The following is a 16,777-nucleotide window of genomic DNA, read 5'->3' as shown; positions in this document are numbered from 1 at the left end:
GTAGATGATCCATGGGAGAAACGCTCCGGAACATAGGAGATCGTCTACGATGTGTCGTGTGGATCCTTTGAGTTCGCTGCTCAGTGGCATCCGGGCCGAGGGCTCGGTCGTCACCCACGCCGTACTGACGGCGCCCTGGACCATCCGCTTCGCCGACGACGCCCCGCTCACCATGATCAGCGTGTTGCGCGGCGGGGGCACCCTGCTGCTGCCCGATGGCACCGAGCGGGCGGTTGGTGCGGGAGATACGGCGATCGTGTGCGGCCCCGCACCGTTCCATCTCGCGGACCGTCCCGCCACTGTCCACGGCTCCCATGCCACGTACGAGATCGCCTGCTTCACCAGGGACGCGGAGTGCACCGACCAGCAACTCGGCGGTATCCGCTGGGGCAATGACTCGGAGGAGGCGACGGCGATGATCGTGGGTGCCTACCGTGCCTCGGGTCACCGCCACGAGCGGCTCCTGCGTGCCCTGCCGCCCGTCCTGGTGATGAAGGAGGACGTCGAGGTCTGTGCCTGGTTGGAGACGGCCGCCGCCGACGCCGCCCAACTCTCGGCCGGTTCGCAGGCCCTGATGGACCGGCTCCTCGACTGGGCCCTGGTGTGCACTTTGCGTAGCTGGTTCGACCAGGCAGGCGCCGAAGCGCCCAGCTGGTATCGGGGCTTGGCCGATCCCGTCCTCGGCCCCGCCCTACGGGCCTTCCACGACCAGCCCGCCGAGGCCTGGACCGTAGCGTCACTGGCCGCTCGGGCCGGCGTCTCCCGGGCGCTGTTCGCCAAGCGCTTCACCAAGCTGATGAACCGCCCGCCCCTCGCCTACCTCACGGAATGCCGCATGGACGAGGCCGAGACGCTGCTCACCGACACCGACCTCAGCGTCGCCCAGATCGCAAGGTCCGTCGGGTATGCCGACGCCTTCGGCTTCAGCGCCGCGTTCAAACGCCACAAGGGCCTGAGCCCCACCATGCTCCGCGCCGCGGCAGCCTGAAAAGCCGGTCCGGCGACCAGCGGCATTCTCGGAGGTGTCGTGTTGCGTACGGCGTGCCAGACCATCACCACGCCCGCTCGTGGCGCATCCCGCCGGAAGGTCTCATCGCCACGGAGGGGTTGGCGTGCGGACGTACAGGAAGCCCTGCCGACACAGCCGGTCCGCCACCGGCCGTGGGCCCGGCGACTTCTCCGGCCAGGGCGGCAGCAGCGGCTCGATCAGCGCCCACAAGTCGTCGTCCACGATCCATGGCCGGGTGCTCACATCCTCCCGAACGGCGAGATCGTCACATCGGTCACGCCGGAACAGGGCACTTCAACAAGACCAAGTGACGAGCTCGTCGGACACGGTCTGACACTGCAACGGTCTTCGGCGCGACTGGTTGCCAGGCTGTTCGCTGGCCTGGACTTAGATGGGGATCTTGGTGATGCCAGGGCATGACGGAGAGGCTAGCGAGGTGCCGCGAGTACGTCCCGGAGTACCTTCTCGAGCGTGACGCGGGCCAGCTGGTGTCTCAGGGTCTCCTCGATGCCCTCGTAAATGCTCTGCATTGCCGGCTGGATACCGTGACCCACCACGCATCCCTGGTCCGGGGTGGTGCGGTGCATTGCGAACAGCGGGCCGGGTTCCACTGCCTCGTACACGTCGAGCAGGGTCATCGACTCCAGCTCGCGTGCCAGCGACCAGCCCGCGCCCACGCCCCGCCGGGACTCCACGAGCCCGGCCCTGCGCAGCTCGCCGAGCAGCCGTCTGATCACCACTGGGTTGGTGTTGGCGCTGGTCGCGATCTGCTCGGAGGTGGCGACCTCATGGCCCTGGCGCTGATAGAGGCCGATCCAGGCCAGCGCGTGGGCGGCGATGGTCAGCCTGCTGTTGGCGCTCATGGGCTCCTCCTCTCAGCCGCAACGCTTCATGTTACGACAGCTCTGTCGTAACAGAGAAGGTTGCAACAGTCTGTCGTAACAATTAATGTTGCGACGCCAGGAAGGGTCAATCAACGAGGTGAGAAGAATGAGCAAGCCACTCACGGGCAAGGTCGCCCTGGTCACCGGGGGGTCGCGCGGACTGGGAGCCGCGACCGTACGACTGCTGGCCGAGCAGGGCGCTGATGTCGCCTTCACCTACGTCAGCTCCGAGAAACGGGCGCAGGCCGTCGTCGACGAGGTGCACGGCAAGGGAGCCAAGGCCGCCGCCTTCCAGTCCGACCAGGCGGACACGAGCCGGGCGCCGGCGCTGATCGACGACGTGGTCGCGCACTTCGGCGGCCTGGACATCCTCGTCAACAACGCGGCGATCTCCGTGGCCGGCACGGTGGACGACCCGGACGCCGACACCGCCGCACTGGACCGGATGCACGCCACCAACTACCTCGGCGTGATCTCCGTCATCCGGGCCGCCTCCCGAGTGCTGCGCAGGGGCGGCCGCATCATCACGGTGAGTTCCGGACTGGGTTCCCGGGTCGGAGCCCCCGGCCTTGCCGACTACTCGGCGACCAAGTCCGGGATCGAGAGGTACACCATGGGCGTCGCACGCGACCTCGGGCCCCGGAACATCACGGCCAACGTCGTAGAGGCCGGACTGATGGAGGGCGGCATGCAACCGCCGGACCCCGAGACCCTCGATGCCCTGGTCAGCTCGCTGTCCCTGCAACGCATGGGGCACCCCGACGAAATCGCCGCGGCGATCGCCTTCCTGGCGAGCCCCGCCGCGTCGTACGTCACGGGCGCGGTGCTGGACGCCCACGGCGGCTACAACGCCTGAACCCGAACCCCTGTCGCACGCCCTGAAGGACATCGCGCCTTCGGGGCGCGCACCGCCAACGACCCGCAAGTGCGTGGACACGCCTCGAGAAGCCCGGATCGTGGTCGTGTTCCGAGCTCATAGGCGTTCGAATGCCTCTGACGGTATGCCGGCGTGGGAGGCGGTTGCGCGGGCGGCGGCGACTTCGCGGGCAGAGTTGACGAAGGAGACTCCGGCCCGGACCGTTTCAGGACGCTGAGTGACCAGGCGCATCGAGGTGAAGTCGGCTTCCAGCGCTTCCTTGTAAGGGCGTCCGGTTTCATCGAAGAACGGCATCAGCCGGCCGGGTTCACGAGGATGCGGCACCGCGGTGATGGACGCGCCGGGATCGAGGACGTAGGCGACGTAACGGCGATGGGCCGCCAGGAGTTCGTTGCACGCGGCTGGAGCCCCTGGTCACCTTGGTGATACTCGCCCATGCCTTCCCGACCGCGGTCAGTGTCGCCGAACAGCGCGCCGACCTGTTTCCGACGGCCAAGTCCCGCTGTCCTGCAACGAAGTCCAGCGCCGGTTCATCACCCTCGTCGCCTTCGGCCCGGCGGACCGCAGCCCCTCGGTGCCCGCGTCGTGCCAGGCCCGGGGCCAGCGCTGCACCGAGCGAACACTCACCCGTACGTCCTTGGTCACCTCGGCGTTGGAGGCACCGGCAGAGAATCGCTCCGCGTCTGGGCGGCTTGCGTGAGACGACAACCTACGGCCTTGCGTGACCCGGGCTCCCGGCGAAGCGGACCTGATCGACCATCGTCCAGTTGTGTCTGCTACAGGCGCAGTCGCCCGAGCACGAAGAACGTGTTGGGCTGCTGGCGCAGTTCGGGGTGGCGGCGACGCGGCTGCCGAACTGCGGCTACCCCGGCTGGTCAGTTGAGACGTGGGTGGTCGGCCGAGAGCTGAGCGCGACCGCGGCACCCGGTACGGCAGCAGGGCACCGATATGGCAGCAGGGCCCGGACCGCGCGTCGCGGTCCGGGCCCTGCCCCGTGGAGTGCCGCCTTGCCGCGGCGGTACGTCAGCCCTGTGCGGTGTCGTCGCCCGCCTGCCCGGCGCCCTCAGCTGCGCCTGTCTTCTCGCGCATCTTGCGCACCAGCTCGGCCTTCTGGTCAGCTGCGCCCTGGCGGTCGAGGTTGCGGTGCGGACCGTTGTTCTGCCGTTCGGCGCGGGACAGCTTCTTGCGCTGGCCACCGCCCATGCCCACGGGGTTGTTGATGTTCTTGCTCACGGTCACGGGTTCTCCCGGTAATGATGTGCAGGGATCTACGGATTCATCGGTGGGGGACGGGCGGCGACATCGAACGACGTCGGTAGGGCCCTGTCACGCTCTCACTCGTAAATCGGGGTCTGGAAGAACATGACAAAGACGTTACCCGGTTCCGCCGGCCCTCCACACCAACCCTGTCGCCGCCTCGGCGTCGGCCGGCCCTTCGGCGAGCGCGCCCGGGGTCAGCCGACGGAGCCGATCGTCCAGGCCATGGACGGCCGGGGCCCGCTCCCGGCCGCAGCCGGCCCGCACGCCGCTCCGGGAGGCTCAGGAGCAAGCGGGTGTCCCGGCCGGGCGATGGATGCGCCGCGGCCTGGCCCGCTCGGGCTGACGCCGGGCGAGGAAGTCACTGAGCAGCAGCTGCGGAACGTGTTCGGCGAGCGGAGCCGGCACCCGTACGCGGACCGGATCGCGGCCGACCGGCTCGCGACGGGCGATTCCCCGCAGAAGGCGTTCAAGGCCGCTGCCCTCGGTCGCCGGGTGACGGTCACGGGTGTCGACTTCGTCTTCGGGCCGCAGCCGACGACCCACTCGTTGTGGGCGCTGAGGGATGAGGAGACCTGGCGGGTGATCGGGGCCGTGCACGAGCGCGCGATCGAGCAGGTGCTGGAGTGGATCGAGGACGAGGTGGCGGTGATCCAGTACGGCAAGGAGGGCATCTATCGGGTGTGGCCGCCCGGCGGTCTGGTCGCCGCGCGCTCGCACTGCCCCCCCCTCACGCCGGGGCGGCCCGCTCAGACACCTGCCGCTGACCGGCCTTCCCGAGCGCCACGCCACCGGGGCCGCCGCCCGAACGCTTCGCCGACCCTGTCCACGGCGCCCGCGAGACGAAGCACGTTGCACACCTCGCGCGCGCACGCCCCGCTGCCACGACGCTCACGCGGAGATCAGCGACGCGCCCGGACTCCGACTGTGGCCCGCCGCCCGGCCACGAGCGGCGGAAGTGACAGCCCTCGGACAGTCCGCCCCATGCGATCCGATGTGGGGCGCTTGGTCAGATGTTCACCCTGAGCGGGTGCACACAACCGGTACGAGACCTTGAGCCGTCTCCTTCTCCGCAGCCGCACGTCAGTCTGGGGCAGGGCCGGCGGCAGACACGCGACCGGGCGTTCGTGGGCCGCGGCACCGAACTGTCGCACTCCGGAACTCGCATCCGGAACCCCTGGCAGCGCCTGCGTGCTCTACCTCCACGGACCGGGAGGCGTCGGCAAGTCGACCCTGCTGCGGCGCTACGCCGACGAGGCGGAGGCCGCGGAGAGAACATGTCTGAACCCGGGGGGCCTCGTGCACGTCGTAACCGACAGACACTCCTGTGCATCGGGACGCAGCCGGGCCGGTGCTTCGGCGGGCCACAAAGCCGTCCGCTTCACGGTTCGTCCGGCTTCCACGACCGGGACTGCCGCCCGCTTCCGGAGCGTCCGCTCCCTTCCGACTCTGCCTGAAGGACCTGTCCCATGCGACGCCTCGACCTCGTGTCAGCCGCGGCAGTCACCGTCACGGTGGCGGCTTTCGCGGTCACTGCGCCACTGACCGCCGCCGCCACGGCACCCGCCCTGTTCATGGCAGCCGGCCGAAATCTGCTGGGCTTCGCCGCGCTCGGGCCCGTCGTCCTCTGGCGGCGCCGCGCCCAGACCAAGCGGTTTCTGGCTCCGCGGAACCGTCACTCCCTGCTGTACGGGCTCGCGGCCGGCACCTGTCTGGCCGTGCATTTCGCGACGTTCATGCCGAGCACCCGTCTGACGTCGGTGGCCATGGCCACCACCTTCGTGTCCACCCAGCCCGTGTGGCAGGCCCTGATCGCGACTGCATGCGGAGCGCGGCTGTCGCGGGCTGTCTGGGCAGGCATGGCATTGGCGGTCTGCGGGGCTGCGGTGGCTGCCGGCCGGGACTGGCAGGGCGGCACCTCCGCGCTTCTGGGTGACCTCCTGGCGCTGGCCGGTGCCGTGTCGTTGGCGGGATACACAGCGCTCAGCGAACGGGCCCGCCTGCGGATCAGCACCTCTGTGCACTCTGCGGTGTGCGCGTTGGTCTGCTCGCTGCAGTTGACCGTGCTGTGCTTGGTCACGGGAGCCGTCGAGGTGCACCTGGACCGGGTGACGCTGTTGGCCCTGGTGGGTCTGCTGGTGTTCCCCCAACTGCTCGGTCTGGTGTCCTTGAACTTCGCGCTGGGACGTGTGCCGGCCACTACGGTCAGCGTGGCGCTTTTGCTGGAGGCTCCGGCGGCGGCGCTGCTGGCGTGGCTCTGGCTGGACCAGGTACCGACGGGCTTCGCGTGGGCCGGTCTGGCGCTGATCATGACCGGGGTGTCCGTGGTCGTGATCAGCGATGCCCGCAGCACCAAAACGTCCTCGGGGATCCTGGACCGCGGCGGACGGAGCACGTTGATCACCCTTCCGGTGATCACGCTCGACGAGACGGCAGTCGACGAAATGCATGCCCTGGTGTGGGACGCGGCTCACGCCGGGCGGCACGCCGAGGCCGCTCGTATCGCCCGAACGTTCGAAGCGAGTGCCGTCCGGGCACATGGTGTGGGCTCGCCGCAGGCCACGCGCTGGGTCGAAGTCCAGGCCGTGCTCGCTCGGTTGGAGGGGGCACCCGACCGGGCGTGCGCGCTGTGGCTCACAGCCGTCCAGCATCGCCTGCGCACACAGAGCGACGACATCACGGAACTGCGGGCCTGCGTGGATCGTGCCTACCACGAGTGGAGCCGGGTGGAGGATCCCAACGCTCTCTATGACCTGGCTCCTTCCCTTCTTCTGCTCCACGCCCATGTGCCTGGCCACCGCCCCGAGATGGCGGACGCCGTTCGACAGAGGCTCAGGCGCAGGGGTATAGCAATGCCGACCATGCCCGCTTGAGGTGCCGCCGGAAGCACTTCGGGCTGTCTACGAGGAGCAGAGGCGCCCAGCATGGTTTCGTAGGTGAGGATCGTCACCGCAGGTCGGTGGGTTCGGGAAGCGTTTGTCGATGACGGGACCGCTGAACGTCGATGGGAACGGACAGCACCTGGGGACGGCCGAGTGCTTGGGGTGGGCGGTTGCTCGGCTTCTGGCGGGAGGAGTCGGTTTCGGCTCATGTTCGGTGCCTTCCCGGTTGTCCGGTCGCCCGCCGGCAGGAGCGTGCGTAGCCCAGTACCCGGTGACGGTGGTCGTCGGTACGCCAGGCGCGAGCGAACTGGCAGGGGGAGATACCGCGCACCGGGCGGGTGACGACGCCGTCCAGGGCGATCAGTGGTGTGTTCCCCCTGGCCGGCACGCATGCGCCGCGTCCGTCTACGAGCGCTTCGTACGTTTCGTGGATTCAGAATAGAGATCGCATATCTGTCGAACCGCCCCATCTGCTGAACATCAGGTGACTGCGCAGCTGTCCTGTGTGACGCAGCCACACCAAAGCATTCGATGCAAAGATTCCATTGCAAGCATTCCTTTGCAGCGCTATCTTTGTAGGCATGAACGAGCCCCAGGACTCGCCCGTCCGCAATCTCGATGCCCGATCCCTGCGCGGGCTCGCACACCCACTGCGCATGCAACTGCTGGACGCCCTGCGCTTCGGTGGCCCGGCCACCGCGTCTCAACTCGCCGAAAAGCTGGGCGAGTCGAGCGGTGCGACCAGCTACCACCTGAGGCAGCTCGCCATTCACGGCTTCATTGAGGACGCCCCCGAGCGCGGCAAGGGCCGGGAACGGTGGTGGAAGGCGGTCCACAAGGGTCTGCGCTTCGACGACGCACTGCTCACGGACGCCAGCCCGGACGTGCGCGGAGCCGCCGACATGTACCTCCACGAGGTCGCCACCACCCAGACCCGGGACCTGTCGACCTGGCTCGGCAACCGCCAGACATGGCCGGAGGAATGGAACCGCACCTGGGACATGAGCAGCGCGACACTGCGGCTGACGCCCGAACTGACCCGGGAACTCGTCGAGAAGATGCACGCGCTCGTCGACACCTACCGCGACCGGGCCGCCGACGAGGACGACGCCAACACCGCCCAGGTACGCATCCACACACACGCGTTCCCCCTCACCACGGAATGAAAGGCCACAGCCCGATGCGCCCCGAGACCCACCTTGCCCTGCACCATGTCCGCGCCGCCGAACTCCGCTCCGAAGCCGACGCGTACCGTCTCGCCGCAGCGGCCCGGCGCCCCCGGCACCCCCGGCACCTCCGCACCCGTCTCGGCTGGGCCCTCGTGGAAGTCGGCCTGCGGCTGGCGGCCACACCCAAGGCGGCAGCCGCCATTCCTTAGCGCCGTTCGCGACCGCCGTCCCCGGGGGAAACCTGACCGCGCGGATGGGGAATTGGCTGACGCCGAACCCACCTGAGGTGGGGAATCGCATGACCGTCGACACCCGCGGCGTCCTATACGACCAGCTCGCCGTCCAGCACGGTCGCGTCCGGCAGTTGAACGGCCCCGGCCACGACCTCCGGAAACGACGGCCCCATCGCGGTGCCGCGCCTGGAACGCAGCACCACCCAACCCCGCTCGACGGAGACCAGAGCCCGAAATCCGTCCCACTTCGGCTCCGCGGCACAGTCAGGCCGCAGATCGGGTACGGACGCAGGGGTGGAGGCTGTTCCAGTAGGTGTGCGTGACGACCACCTCAGAGCCCCGTATTCGGTGATCAGGCCTGGGACGGCGTCGGTTCCGTCGTTCGGGGGAGTCGGCCGAGGCCTCGGTTGAAGCGGCGTAGGAGGAGTACGGCGGTGGTGGCGAGGCCGGTGAGGAGGCCGAGCCAGATGCCGAGGGTGTCCAAGCCGATGGCGAGGCCGAGGAGGGCCGCGGCGGGCAGGCCCACGAGCCAGTAGCCGACGAGGGTGACGTGGAAGCCACCCTTGGTGTCGTCGAGGCCGCGCAGCAGACCTACGCCGATGTTTTGCGCGCAGTCGAAGAACTGCAGGACCGCGGCGACGAGGAGCAGCTGTGTGGCGATTTCGATCGCCCTGTGGTCACCGGTGTCGAAGAAGGGGGCGAGCACCAGCTGGGGCACGGTCATGTACACCAGCGCGACCACGGCCATCACCGCCGCCGCGCAGGCGAGGGCCGTGGTCTTCAGGCGCTGGGCCGCGGCCAGGTTGTGCAGGGCCAGCTCGCGGCTCACGCCGATGGACGCGGCGTGGGAGAGGCCGACGGCGATCTGGAAGACGATGTAGACGAGCTGGTTGACGGCCGTGTGAGCGGCCAGCGCGGCCGTGCCGAAGCTGCCCGCGAAGAGCGCGACGACGAAGAAGAATCCGGCCTCGGAGCCGTAGGTGGCGGCGATCGGCGTACCCAGCCCGGTGAGCCTGCGCAGCGTGGCCGGGCGGGTCTTCCAGATGGCGAGCGACAGCACCGGGGCGAGCCGGGCGTCGCGCCGGGCGGAGAAGTACAGGGCCAGGCACGACAGGGCGTACACCAGGCTGGTGGACAGGCCGATGCCCGGCAGCCCCAGGTCCGGGAAGATCCAGGTGCCGTGGATGAGGACCCAGTTGAGGCCCGGGTTGACGGCGATCGACGCGAAGGTGATGCGTAGCAGGGCCTGTGGGCGGCGCATGCCGACGGTGAACTGCCGTATCGCCTGGAACCACAGACAGGGGATCAGGCCGGGCGCCATGGTGTAGAGGATCGGCTTGGCGGCGTCGACCACGTCCGGGTCCTGGCCGAGCCAGATCACGGCATGCCCGATGAGCACCATCAGGACGGCGCCCGCGATACCTGCCAGGGTCGACAGGAGCAGGCTCGCCCGGACGAGGTCCCGGACCTCGTCCTCGGCGGATGCCTTGTCGGCGTGGCCGGCGCCGTCCCTGGCCGATTCCGCCCGCGCGTCGGCCGCCGCGACCTGGTTGCCGACGGCGGTGACCATGCCGACGCCCATGGTGCGCAGCTGGTTGAAGATCACCACGGCGAGGCCGCCCGCCGCCAGGGCCTCGGTGCCGAGCAGACCCATCATGATGGTGTCGGTGGTGGTGAGGGCGACCTGGGCGAGCTGGGTCAGCGCCAGCGGCACGGCGAGCGAGGCGAGGGTGCGGCTGTCACCGAGGAGGCGGGCGAGGGCGGGCGGCATCGGGTCCGTTCCTGTGTGCGGGACTGTACGAAGGGGTGGACGACGGGGCTGCTCTGGGCTGTTACGCCAGGGCTTCCGGCGCGACGCGGCGGAGCTTGGCGAGCAGTTCGTCCACCTCGCGTTCGACGTCGGGGGCGAGCAGGTCCCGGGCGCTCATCCAGTCGTCGTCGGAGACGGTGTCCAGGTACTTCTCGCCGCCGTCGTTGATCAGGGCGACCATAGTCGTCCCCGGCGCGAGAGAGGTCATCCGGGTCAGTACCTCGTACACCACTCCGCCCGCCGAGCCGAGTTCGGTGCCCATGGCCTGCATGGCGCGCAGTTTGTCCCTGGCGACGTGGTGGTCGACGACCGCGGTGAACGTGTAGCCGCGCTCGGCGGCGACGACCGCGAGGCCGAGGCCGGTGCTGCCGGAGGTGGACTCGATGATCCGGCCGCCGGTGCGCAGCAGGCCGCGCTCCTCGGCGTCGATCACCATCTGCCGGGCCATGCGTGTCTTCGCCGTACCGGTGGGGTTGAACTGCTCCAGCTTCAGCAGCAGCCGTGCGTCGCTCTCGGGGCGGCACAGTGCGAACAGTGGTGTGGCGCCGATGAGTTCGGAGACCTGGCGGACGATGGCCGGACGGTGCAGGGGGTCGTTGTTCATGGCGGGGAGCTCCCTACGGGTGGCGGTCGAGACGCCAGCGGGGACGGGCGGAGACGGCGGCGGACGAGGGGGTGTCGATGACGACCTTGGGTGGCAGCGGCAGCTCGTGGAAGGGGCGACTCGTTGGAGTCCGTCTGGTAGCCCGCGGTGGTGAGGTCCACGAGCAGATCGCCTGACGGCCGGCCGGACCGGGAAGGGGATCGTGCGCCAGGTCACCATGTCCGACTCCAGGCAGGTGGCGGCGCCCACGCACGCGGGGTAGAGGCCGCCGTCGGCGAGGTCCGGGCGCTCGAGCGGTACGAGTATCGGGTCGGGCAGGAACTCGTTGTCGAACCCTTGCTCGGACAGGCTGAGGCTGCTGCCGTCCACGGTGAGGATGTCGTAGCCGTCGCGTTCCTTGGTGCCGTGGACCCGTGGTCCAGCAGGGCCCGTTCCGGCTCGACGAGCAGGGTGACCCCTGCCGTCCGTAGCAGTTCGGCCAGGTTCAGGTCCTCGCCGGCCGGGGTCGTCGTGAGCAGGGCGCGTAGGCAGGGCGCGCAGGGCGTCGGCTCCGGCGACGAGGGAGTGGTACGGGCATGGCGAAGCGGGCTTCCCCGGAGTGGACCGGATGGACCGGATGGACCGGATGGACCGGAAGAGCTTCGGGGTAGCTCGTCGGAAACATAGTCAGCTCCCAGGAAAATAGGGAAGGCTTACCTAAGAAAGATCTATGTCACACTGTTCGTGGTCTTGTCGCACAGGGGTGGCGCAGGGTAGGTAAGGCTAAGCAATTCAGCCAACTGCGGGAAAATGAGGAACAAGTGGAGCTGACGCGACGTCACATGCTCTTGGTCGGCGGCGCCCTCGGCGCGGGCGCCCTGCTGACCGCCTGCGGGGGCGGCAGCGACGAGGAGCCGACCGGTTCCGCCACCGGCGGCTCGGCCAAGCCCCGCAAGGGCGGCACGCTGCGGGTCGGCGCGCTGGGCCGCGCGGGCGCCATCACCCGCGACCCCCACGGCACTCAGGCCAACGAGAGCGACTACCTGATCCTCAGCCTGCTCTACGACACGCTCACCGTGCCCGGCACCAAACCCAACACCGAGCCACGGCTCGCAGCGAGCTGGAAAGCCTCCGACGATTTGAAGACGTGGCGGTTCACGATCGCCAAGGGCGCGAAGTTCCACAACGGTTCACCGGTCACCGCCGAGGACATCGTCTTCTCGCTCAAGCGGCTGCGCGCCACCCCGGCCGGCGCCTCCCGGCTGCCGGGCATCCAGGGGAAGAACATCAGCGCCGAGGGCACCGACACCGTCGTCCTCGTCTCCGACTACGCCAACGCCGAACTCCCCCTGCTGACCCGCCTCACCACCTTCGTCATACCCAAGGGCACCGCCGACAAGGACATCGCCAAGGCCCCCGGCACCGGCCCCTTCAAGCTCGACTGGTTCCGCGGCGGCAACGCCCGCCTTGTCCGCAACGACAACTGGTACGGCGGCGAGGTGTACCTCGACGCCATCGAGGTGAAGATCTTCGAGAGCCCGCAGGCCATGGCCAGCGCCCTGCTCGCAGGCCAGATCGACGTCGCCTCCAACGTCGGTGCCGTCGCCGCCCGTACCGCCAAGGGCCGGGGGGACATCCAGACGATCCGCCGCCCCAACGACATGGCGATGCCCATCGTCATGCGCACCGCCGACGGACCCTTCGCCGACCCCAAGGTCCGCGAGGCACTGCGCCTGGCCGTCGACCGTGAGGCCATGGTCAAGCAGGTTCTGTCCGGCTACGGCACCGTCGCCAACGACGTCCTCGGCACCGGCGACCCGGCCTACGACAAGAGCCTCCCGCAGCGCACCCGCGACCTCGCCAAGGCCAAGGAACTGCTCAAGGAGGCGAAGTTCGACATCTCCAAGACGTACGAGCTGTACACCACCGAGGACATCTCCGGCCTCGCCGAGTCGGCCAGCCTCTTCGCCACCCAGATCCGCGAGGCCGGGGTAAAGGTGAAGGTCGTCAAGCAGGAGTCGGGGACCTTCTGGGACAAGACCTGGCTCAAGGGCGACCTGTACACCACCTACTGGGGCACCAACGACTCCGTGGTCTTCTTCGCCAGCAAGACGATGGTCTCCGACAGCGGCCAGAATGAGGCCGGCTGGAAGGACGATGCCTTCGACACGGCGTACGAGAAGGCCATCGGCACCGCCGACGCGAGTGAGCGCACCGCGCTGCTCAAGCAACTTCAGAAGATCGAATACGACAGCTCCGGCTACCTCCTGTGGGGTATGGCCGACGGCATCGACCTCGCCGGGTCCGTCGTCCACGGGCTGCCCACGCTGCCCGGTTACGGCAGGGTCCAGCTCGAACAGGCCTGGCTGGCCCGTTGACGCCTGACACGGCCGCGCCGGCCGGGCTCCCTCCCGTGGCGGAGAAGGCCCGGCCAGCCCGCGTTCCCGTCCGGCTGCTCGCCCGGGCCGGCCTCGTCGTCCTCAAACGGGCGGTACTGCTCGCGGTGCTCCTCGCGCTTGTCTTCGCCACGGTCGAACTGTTGCCGGGCGACGCGGCGACGGCCACCTCCGAGCGCGGCGAGAGCGCCGCCGACACCGAGGAGCGGCGCCAGCTGCTCGGCCTCGACCGGCCGGTCCTGGAACGCTTCTGGAACTGGATGAGCGGCCTGCCCACCGGGGATCTGGGTACCTCGGCACGCGGCGAGAAGGTCATGGACCTCCTCTCGACCGCGTTCCCGAACACGCTGTTGCTGGGCGGCCTGGGGCTGCTGCTCACCGCCCTGCTGTCCACCGTGCTCGGCTGCTGGGCCGCGCTCCGCCCGGGCGGCCGGGTCGACCGGGCGGTGTCCGCCACGGCCACCGCGGTGCTGGCCCTCCCCGAGTTCGTGGTTGCCGTGGCCCTGGTCCTTGTGCTGTCACTGTGGACAGGGTGGCTGCCCGCCGTGACCATCGCCGACGCCGACGGAACTCCCGCCTCCTGGGAGATGCTGGTCCTGCCCGCGCTCGCCCTGACCATCCCGCAGGCGGGCTGGAACGTGCGCATCGTGCGCGCCGCCCTCGCCGACGAGGCCCGCGCGCCGCACGTGGAGACCGCTGTCCTGGACGGCCTTCCACCCCACCGCGTCCTCACCCACCACGTCCTGCCCGGCGCCCTGCCCACCATCACCGCAGGCCTCGCCACCTCCACGGGCATGCTCCTCGGCGGCGCCGTCGTCGTGGAGACCATCTTCAACTACCCCGGCATCGGCTCCGTCCTCGCCTCCGCGGTCACCGACCGCGACAGTCCCGTCATCGCCGGCGTGACCGCTCTGTCGGGCGCGGTCATCACCGGCGTACTGCTCCTGGCCGACCTTGTACGGGACCTGACGGCGGGAGCACGGCGATGAACCCCCAGCGGCTGCCGGTGAATGCGGTAGCCATCTTTGCCAGCGCTCTCGATGCGGTAGCCATCTATGCCAGCGCTCTCGATGCCGGAGGCCGGCGATGACCCCCCGAACGCGTGCCACGCTCATACGTGTGCTGCCCGCCCTGCTGCTCGTCTGCCTCGCCCTTGCCGGACCCTGGCTCGCGCCGCACGCCATCGACGCGCCGGTCACCGCGCCGTACGGGGAACCGGGCGCCGGTGCCGTGCTCGGCGGCGACCAACTAGGCCGGGACGTGCTCACGCGGCTGCTGGCCGGCGGCCGTGAGCTGGTGTTCTCCTCGCTGCTGGTCGCGGTGGTGGTCACCGGCAGCGCGGCGGTACTCGGTGCGATCGGTGCGCTGCGGCCACGCGTCGGGCGCCTGGTGGAACGGGTCGCCGACGTGCTGATGCTGCTGCCCGCCGTGCTGGGCATTCTCCTGGTCGCTCTGTCATGGCCGGACGGTGGCCGGTTCGCCGTCATCACCGCCGCCGTACTGCTCGGTGTGCCGTACGCGGTGCGGCTCGCGGCCGGCGCGGCGGCTCCCGTCGCCGCCTCCGGATACGTCGAGGCTGCCGCGGCGGGCGGCGAACGCCTCTGGCACCTTGTCCTGCGCGAGGTCCTGCCCAACCTGCGCGCCACTCTCCTGGCTCTGTTCGGCCTGCGCTTCGTCGCCGCCGTCTACTTGGTCGCCACGGCCGGGTTCCTCCAAGTCGGTCCCCAACCGCCGGCCGCGGACTGGGCGTTGATGATCCGCGAGAACTCCCCCGGGATCTTGCTCAACCCCTGGGCCGTCGTCGCCCCCAGCATCGCCATCGGCCTCCTCGCCCTCAGCGTCAACCTCGCCGCGGCGGGCCTCGCCCCGCAGACCGGTCGTAAGGCGGTGAGCGTTCTGTGAGCCACGTACCCGACCGATACCGGCAGGACGACGACAACTCGACCTCCGACGGCATCGCAAGTTCCCCGGCCGAAGCAGCAGTCAAGGTCTCAGGCCTCACCGTCGCCGCCCCCGACCAGGTGATCCTCAAGGACGCCGCGCTCGCTCTCCACCCGGGCAGGGTCGTCGCTCTCACTGGCCCCTCCGGCTCCGGCAAGACCACGCTGCTGCGAGCCCTCACCGGACTGCTGCCACCCGGCACCCGGCGCACCGCCGGCCGGGTCGAAGTCCTCGGCCACGACGTGTTCGCCCTGCCCGAACGGGAGTTGCGCACCCTGCGCCGTGAGCGGCTCGCCTACGTCGGCCAGGACCCCGGCTCGGGACTGAACCCCCGTATGCGCGTGCGCTCCTTGCTCCGCGAACTCGCCGACGACCGGACTCCGAAGGCGATACGGACGCTCCTCGCCGAGGTACGGCTCCCGGACGATGGATCCCTCGCCGCCCGCCGCCCCGCCGCCCTGTCCGGCGGACAACAGCGCCGAGTGGCCCTCGCCCGCGCCCTGGCCCGCCGCCCCGAGGTCCTGCTCCTGGACGAACCCACCGCCGGGCTCCACCCCGAACTCCGCGACGAAATCGGTGAGCTGCTAGGGCACCTGGCCGCTGAGCACCACCTCGCCGTCGCGCTCTCCTGCCACGACCCCGAACTCGTCGAACGGATCGCGGACGAGGTGGTGGAACTCGGCACGTACGTCAGCCCGTATACCGGCACCTATCGAGGAGCGAACGCCGCAACCCGTACGCCCGAGGCACCGCACGACCGCCTGACGCCCTCGGCTGCCACCGAACCCATGCTCGACGTACGCGACCTCCGCGTCACCTTCGGCCGTCGCTCGGACGCCCCCGTCCTGGACGGCGTCGCCCTCGCTGTCGCGCCCGGCTCGGCGACCGGGATCGTCGGTGCCTCGGGATCCGGCAAGACCACGCTGGTCCGTGCCGTGGTCGGGTTGCAGCCGGCCACCGCAGGGAGGATCAGCCTCGACGGGGTACTGCTGAGCACCGGCCTGCGCGGCCGCAGCCGCGAACAGCGGCGCCGAATCCAGCTGGTCACGCAGAATCCGCTCGGTGCGCTCAATCCCAGCCGCACGGTCGGCGCCACGGTCGGCAGGCCGATACGACTGCACCGTCGGTGCGGGGCGGGCGAAGTGGCCTCGCGCGTGATGGAGCTGCTCGAACAGGTCGGTATGCCACCTGAGTTCGCCGACCGCTATCCGCACGAACTGTCCGGCGGCCAGCGTCAGCGCGTGGCCATCGCCCGGGCGCTGGCCGCCGATCCGGACGTCCTTATCTGCGACGAGGTCACCTCGGCGCTGGACTCCGCCACCGCCGAGACAATCATGGACCTGCTGGTCCGGCTGCGAGAGGAGCGCGGCACGGCCCTCGTCCTCATCAGCCACGACCTCCCGCTCATCGCGGACCGCACCGACACCGTCACCGTCCTCGACGCGGGTCGCACCGTCGACTCCGGCCCCACGGCAACCGTCTTCACCACTCCAGGCCACGCGGCGACCCGAGCTCTCCTGCGGACCCCGGCGGGGACGACGTGACGTTGACTCGGGCTCTCTCGTCGAGGACGACGACGTCCGCGCGACCCGGCTGCGCTCCGGTGAGTTCGACGCACGACACTCCCGCCGAACCTCGCCGCCACCTTCAAGGACGACAGCGGCAGGAAGACGTACGACGCGAAGTCCTACGACGCGAAGTCCTACGGCTACCGCACCGCAGATCGCAGCCCCCAC

The 16,777-nt window shown here is 69.8% G+C and carries 16 protein-coding genes and 2 pseudogenes; 11 read left to right on the top strand and 7 right to left on the bottom strand.

All coding sequences use genetic code 11. From position 1 onward, the window contains the following. Nucleotides 1-58: 58 nt before the first annotated feature. Entirely contained in the window at nt 59-988 is a 930-nt protein-coding gene (locus QQS16_RS01965) for an AraC family transcriptional regulator (protein WP_502963745.1), read from the top strand. 155 nt (nt 989-1,143) lie between these two features. Here the strand turns inward: QQS16_RS01965 and QQS16_RS01960 are convergent. Then, nucleotides 1,144-1,234: pseudogene (locus QQS16_RS01960) on the bottom strand (IS5/IS1182 family transposase); the annotation flags it as partial. Between the two features lie 203 nt (nt 1,235-1,437). Beyond that, nucleotides 1,438-1,872, bottom strand: a complete 435-nt coding sequence (locus tag QQS16_RS01955) for an Rrf2 family transcriptional regulator (RefSeq protein ID WP_286059833.1) — start codon at nt 1,870-1,872, stop codon at nt 1,438-1,440. Nucleotides 1,873-1,999: 127 nt separating this feature from the next. On the opposite strand from QQS16_RS01955, the gene QQS16_RS01950 reads away from it, so the two are divergent. Beyond that, entirely contained in the window at nt 2,000-2,749 is a 750-nt protein-coding gene (locus QQS16_RS01950; RefSeq protein WP_286059832.1) for an SDR family NAD(P)-dependent oxidoreductase, read from the top strand. Nucleotides 2,750-2,866: 117 nt separating this feature from the next. On the opposite strand, the gene QQS16_RS01945 is transcribed toward QQS16_RS01950, so the two are convergent. Together QQS16_RS01945 and QQS16_RS01940 are read right to left on the bottom strand one after the other, a co-directional pair. Further along, entirely contained in the window at nt 2,867-3,064 is a 198-nt protein-coding gene (locus QQS16_RS01945) for a hypothetical protein (RefSeq protein WP_286059830.1), read from the bottom strand. A gap of 729 nt (nt 3,065-3,793) precedes the next feature. Continuing rightward, nucleotides 3,794-4,009, bottom strand: coding sequence for a DUF6243 family protein (locus QQS16_RS01940; protein WP_286059829.1), 216 nt, complete (start codon nt 4,007-4,009; stop codon nt 3,794-3,796). Between the two features lie 123 nt (nt 4,010-4,132). Here QQS16_RS01940 and QQS16_RS01935 point away from each other — a divergent pair, with 123 nt between their 5' ends. The 4 genes from QQS16_RS01935 (at nt 4,133) to QQS16_RS01915 (ending at nt 8,287) form a co-directional block, all read left to right on the top strand. Then, nucleotides 4,133-5,053, top strand: coding sequence for a relaxase domain-containing protein (locus QQS16_RS01935; RefSeq protein WP_353479651.1), 921 nt, complete (start codon nt 4,133-4,135; stop codon nt 5,051-5,053). A gap of 443 nt (nt 5,054-5,496) precedes the next feature. Continuing rightward, nucleotides 5,497-6,900 carry a DMT family transporter gene (locus QQS16_RS01930; RefSeq protein ID WP_286059826.1) on the top strand — a complete coding sequence of 468 codons (1,404 nt, stop codon included), beginning with the start codon at nt 5,497-5,499 and terminating at the stop codon, nt 6,898-6,900. 590 nt (nt 6,901-7,490) lie between these two features. Continuing rightward, complete coding sequence (locus tag QQS16_RS01920) at nt 7,491-8,075, top strand: ArsR/SmtB family transcription factor (RefSeq protein WP_286059824.1); 585 nt, start codon at nt 7,491-7,493, stop codon at nt 8,073-8,075. A 14-nt stretch (nt 8,076-8,089) separates the two neighbouring features. Continuing rightward, a complete protein-coding gene (locus tag QQS16_RS01915; protein ID WP_286059822.1) occupies nt 8,090-8,287 on the top strand; it encodes a hypothetical protein in 198 nt (65 codons plus the stop codon). Between the two features lie 113 nt (nt 8,288-8,400). Here QQS16_RS01915 and QQS16_RS01910 read toward each other — a convergent pair whose 3' ends face one another. The 3 genes from QQS16_RS01910 to QQS16_RS01900 all read right to left on the bottom strand — a co-directional run bounded on the left by QQS16_RS01910 (nt 8,401) and on the right by QQS16_RS01900 (nt 10,725). Beyond that, nucleotides 8,401-8,586: an ATP-dependent DNA ligase gene (locus QQS16_RS01910; protein ID WP_286066186.1), complete on the bottom strand. Its 186-nt coding sequence runs from the start codon at nt 8,584-8,586 to the stop codon at nt 8,401-8,403. A 77-nt stretch (nt 8,587-8,663) separates the two neighbouring features. After that, nucleotides 8,664-10,082: an MATE family efflux transporter gene (locus tag QQS16_RS01905; RefSeq protein WP_286059820.1), complete on the bottom strand. Its 1,419-nt coding sequence runs from the start codon at nt 10,080-10,082 to the stop codon at nt 8,664-8,666. 61 nt (nt 10,083-10,143) lie between these two features. Then, on the bottom strand, nt 10,144-10,725 hold the full coding sequence (locus tag QQS16_RS01900; protein WP_286059819.1) for a pyridoxal-phosphate dependent enzyme: 582 nt from the start codon (nt 10,723-10,725) through the stop codon (nt 10,144-10,146). An 821-nt stretch (nt 10,726-11,546) separates the two neighbouring features. Between QQS16_RS01900 and QQS16_RS01890 the strand changes: the two genes are divergently transcribed. From QQS16_RS01890 to QQS16_RS01870, 5 genes and pseudogenes are all read left to right on the top strand, one after another. Beyond that, entirely contained in the window at nt 11,547-13,082 is a 1,536-nt protein-coding gene (locus tag QQS16_RS01890) for an ABC transporter substrate-binding protein (protein ID WP_502963882.1), read from the top strand. 35 nt (nt 13,083-13,117) lie between these two features. Next, nucleotides 13,118-14,089, top strand: coding sequence for an ABC transporter permease (locus tag QQS16_RS01885; protein ID WP_286059815.1), 972 nt, complete (start codon nt 13,118-13,120; stop codon nt 14,087-14,089). A 97-nt stretch (nt 14,090-14,186) separates the two neighbouring features. Beyond that, entirely contained in the window at nt 14,187-15,002 is an 816-nt protein-coding gene (locus tag QQS16_RS01880; RefSeq protein ID WP_286059813.1) for an ABC transporter permease, read from the top strand. Then, nucleotides 14,999-16,585, top strand: coding sequence for an ABC transporter ATP-binding protein (locus QQS16_RS01875; protein WP_286059811.1), 1,587 nt, complete (start codon nt 14,999-15,001; stop codon nt 16,583-16,585). Before QQS16_RS01880 ends, QQS16_RS01875 begins: the two co-directional genes overlap by 4 nt. Before the next feature lie 13 nt (nt 16,586-16,598). Next, nucleotides 16,599-16,744, top strand: a pseudogene (locus QQS16_RS01870) (ABC transporter substrate-binding protein); the annotation flags it as partial. Nucleotides 16,745-16,777 lie beyond the last annotated feature (33 nt).

It is taken from the genome of Streptomyces sp. ALI-76-A (assembly GCF_030287445.1).
GTDB lineage: Bacteria > Actinomycetota > Actinomycetes > Streptomycetales > Streptomycetaceae > Streptomyces.
Note: the sequence above shows the minus strand (reverse complement) of the source record. Positions and strands in the feature narration are given on the sequence as shown.